Source organism: Thermoflexus sp. (assembly GCF_042408365.1).
In the GTDB taxonomy this organism is placed as follows: domain Bacteria; phylum Chloroflexota; class Anaerolineae; order Thermoflexales; family Thermoflexaceae; genus Thermoflexus.
In genome coordinates, this window is record NZ_JBHOQJ010000124.1 from 1 (window position 1) to 3,966 (window position 3,966).

The window sequence follows — 3,966 nt, forward strand, 5'->3', positions numbered from 1 at the left end:
CCCCCCCCCCCCCCCCCCCCCCCCCCCCCCGGGGAGGGAGGCAGGGCCATTCGCTCCCTCTACCGCATATCCCAAAAGACGGAAGAAGCGTTAGGCCTCAAAATCCTGAAAGCCACACCTCGGCGGTCCCTACCACTGTTAGCCACTCATCTTCCACCAGCAGAACCCGAAACGTCGCATCCAGATACACCAGCGGATGGATCTGCCCTTCCCAGAGAATGGAATCCCCCACGTTTCGATAAGGATATCCGGGGATACCTTCCAGGCGAGCCCGCCCTTCTTCTTTTCCAGCAAAGATGATGGAGGTTCCGGGGATCACCCCGCCTTTCGGAACCCGATAAGTCACCGGGGCGGTGAAGCGCGCGGCCGCCGCTTTCGGAAGCGGGGCTGCGCGTGGTTGAGCTCCCTGAAGCTCCGCCCGGATCGTCCCAATCGCATGGAGGGCTTGCTTATCGTAGGAGTAAATGCGAAGGTTGTAACGCACTTTTAGAGTCGGATGGGGCTGTGCCTCCGCTTCCAGGGAATCCCCGGCCAGCCGGGTTACTTCCTGCCCCTCAAGGCGAACCCGAGCCCCCTGCGGCCCCAGGCCCAAATAGCGAACATCCGTCCCAGGCAACCCCTGGCCCACCGCCAGGTCCACCCGATAGGGTCCCTCATAGATCAGAGGCCCGGAGCCCGCAGGTTTTCGCATGCAGGCAACCAGCCCGATCATCATCAGGAGATTGAGCCAGCGGACGCCCCCCATGCGCACCATCCCCTCCTCCGCTCCTAAAGCCCTAAAAGTTGAACGAGGCGCTCAAGGCCTCAGCACAACCATGAGCCAAACGCCCCTCAATGACGATATTGCTCGAAGAGCGCCATCAACGCGCGGGCGAGTTTCTCGGGGTCGTGGCGCCAGGGCATTCGTTCATCGATCACATCCATCGCAACCACCGTATAAGGAGGGATCGGCCGTCCATCCCATCGCACCAAATCGCCGACTTCCCCTGGGATTTCCGTCCACAACACATCGGTCCGGCTATTGACCAGCACGAGCTCGAACAGCCCGGGCCCTACATGGCGCTCGATGGCCTGCACATGCTCACCCACACTGTATCCTTCGGTCTCACCAATTTGAGTGGCCACATTGCAGACATACACCTTCAGGGCCCGACTGGCCCGGATGGCTGGGACAATCCCTTCCACCAGCAAATTAGGCAACACGCTGGTGTAAAGGCTTCCCGGGCCCAGGACGATGAGATCGGCCTCGAGGATAGCGCGGATCGTCTCCGGATAAGCCCGGGCATGCTCCGGGATAAGCCATACCCGCTCAATGCGACCTCGAACCTCGGGGATCGCGGATTCCCCATCCACCCGATGGATCCGTCCCTCCGCATCCCGGATTTCAGCGGCCAGCATGACCTGCTCCACCGTGCAGGGCAGGACCCGGCCCCGAACGGCCAGGACGCGGCTGGATTCCGCCACCGCCCGCTCGAAGCTGCCGGTGATCTCCGCCATCGCCGCGATGAAGAGATTCCCGAACGCATGGCCGTTCAGGCCCGTCCCCCGCCCGAAACGATACTGAAAGAGAGCGGTCATCAGCGGCTCGGCCTCGGCCAAGGCAGCCAGACAGTTGCGGAAATCGCCGGGCGGCAGCAGCCCCATTTCGCGTCGTAGACGGCCGGAGCTCCCTCCATCGTCAGCGACCGTGACCACCGCCGTCAGCCGGGCGCTCATCGCCTTCAGACCCCGCAGCAACGTGGATTGGCCGGTCCCTCCCCCAATGACTACAATGCGCGGCCCCCGCTCCCGTTGCCGATGGCGACGCAGGATCTCCGCCACATCCCGCCCGGGTTGCACGAACGGGGAAAGCAGCGTGCGGTTGAGCTGCCACAGGGCAAACCCAGCCGTCATAAATCCCAGAAGCCCGAAGAGGACGGCCCGACCCAGCCGGGGGATGAACTGCAGTGTCAGGTAATAGAAAATCGAAGGCAGTGGTTGCTCTCGGTAGATGGTCACCAACACGTAGGCCAACGCCAGCGCGAGCTCGGTGATCCCCAGCAGCAGCACAACCAGCCACCGCTTGACCCCCAGCCCGGGAGTCAGCCAGTAACGCAGAGATCGGACAGCGGCCTCCCACATGGGATACGCTTTCCATCTTTTAGCCATTTTCGTCCCTCATCCGTTAGATGCTGTGGAATCGCGGCCCTCTCTGCTCCATCATTGGAACCCTTTCGGGCCTCAGTGGGAGAGCAATGACGACCTCCAACGGCCCCCTCGATTTCCCAGGAACCCGAGCCTTGACATTAGAACCATGGATGCGCAAGCGCTTCAGCGAACATCGGATGGACCGCCCGGGTAAATCCAATGCGAAAAGCCCATCCCGTATCTTTATCTTAACCCAGATCGCGGTTTAGGGTGCCTGATCTCGGGATTGGAGTAGGGGCAGGCCCTGTGCCTGCCCTACAGGGGCACCCACAAGGGGTGCCCCGACAAAGGATGTAGACATCCATGTGTAGGGGCGGGCCTCACCCCCGCCCGAGGGGCGCCCACGGGGGACGCCCCTACAAAGGGCGTGGATGTTTATCGTGGGGGTGGGCCTTGTCCCCGCCCTAAGGGCACCCACAAAGGGCGCCCCTACTCCGAACAGCCGCGGAGGGAGGGGAAGCAGTCTTTGCAAGCTTTCCGCCCCAGTCTTAGACTGAGAAGGGGAGTTCCAAGCTCCTGCATCCCCTCTCGTGAGGCGTTAAGTTCAATGGACGCGGTTTGGTACGAGTCGGAATGGGCGCCCTCGATGCTGGACCGGCTGGCGGTAGCGTTACGGGGGCTTTTCGTGATCACCGAAACCCGTGTGCTACACCCGCCGGATCAGGTGATCGCCTTCGAAGGCTACTTCCAAACAGATCCCGAATCGGCGTTCGAGATCCTGCGCCCCCGCTTTGAGGCGTTGGGGTATACGCCGATCCTGCGGCGCCATGGGCAGACGGACCAAATCATTGCGCAGGCAGGGGTGTTCCGGCCTGCCCGCTCGCAACCCTGGATCAACCTGATCCTGTTCCTGGCCACGGTGGCTACCACCATCTGGGCAGGGGCCCTCTACGGCAGCGAGGGTCCCCTGAATTGGACCCAGGGGGTCACTTTCGCGGCTGCGCTGTTGTTGATCCTGGGCGTTCATGAGATGGGGCACTATGTGGCCGCCCGGTTGCATCGCAGCGAGGTTACTTTGCCCTATTTCATCCCCGTGCCGCCATGGATTGGTATGCTCGGGACCTTCGGGGCCTTCATCCAGATCCGCTCCCCTATCCGCAATCGCAAGGCCCTCTTCGACATCGGGATCGCCGGACCGCTCGCCGGTCTGGCGGTCGCCATCCCTATCCTCATCTATGGGCTCCTGACTTCGCCGGTGGTCCCCCTTCGAGGCGCCGTGGCCCTGGAAGGGAACTCTGTTCTGTACTGGGGCCTCAAGGTTTTGATTTTCGGCCGCCCGCTCCCCGGGGATGGTTTTGATGTCCAATTGAATGTCCTGGCTTGGGCCGGATGGATCGGATTGCTGGTGACGGCCTTCAACTTGCTGCCGCTGGGACAGTTAGACGGCGGGCATGTCCTATACGCGATGCTCGGCCGGGGGGCCTGGCGAGTTTCGGAGATCGGTGTGTTCGTCCTGCTGGCCTTGGGCCTTCGTTGGCCTGGATGGTTCCTCTGGGCTTTCATGCCGATGCTCACCGGCCTGCGCCATCCCCCGCCGTTGAATGACATCACACCGCTGGATCCGATACGCCAGGCGATCGGCTGGCTCACCTGGATTCTGTTCCTGCTGATCTTCGTCCCAGTTCCCTTCTCAGTTGTCGAGTTCCGTTAACGCTCTACGCATTTTTGCTTTGAGGATATGGGAAGGTACGGGCTAACGGCCCCAATCCCCCATGGGTCCAAAACCGAAAATCAAACAGTGGAATTTCTGTGAGGGGCGGGCTGCGTAGGCAGCCCGCC

General features: G+C 62.1%; 3 protein-coding genes. 1 reads left to right on the forward strand and 2 read right to left on the reverse strand.

The features are described from left to right. Window positions 1-97 precede the first annotated feature (97 nt). Both ACFMO5_RS05360 and yvcK read right to left on the reverse strand, forming a co-directional pair. Window positions 98-754: a hypothetical protein gene (locus ACFMO5_RS05360; RefSeq protein ID WP_376791724.1), complete on the reverse strand. Its 657-nt coding sequence runs from the start codon at window positions 752-754 to the stop codon at window positions 98-100. 77 nt (window positions 755-831) lie between these two features. Next, window positions 832-2,148: a uridine diphosphate-N-acetylglucosamine-binding protein YvcK gene (yvcK, locus tag ACFMO5_RS05365; RefSeq protein WP_376791725.1), complete on the reverse strand. Its 1,317-nt coding sequence runs from the start codon at window positions 2,146-2,148 to the stop codon at window positions 832-834. Window positions 2,149-2,734: 586 nt separating this feature from the next. On the opposite strand from yvcK, the gene ACFMO5_RS05370 reads away from it, so the two are divergent. Continuing rightward, window positions 2,735-3,838 (forward strand): site-2 protease family protein, encoded by a 1,104-nt coding sequence (locus ACFMO5_RS05370; RefSeq protein WP_376791726.1) that lies wholly within the window; start codon window positions 2,735-2,737, stop codon window positions 3,836-3,838. The last annotated feature ends 128 nt before the right edge of the window (window positions 3,839-3,966 follow it).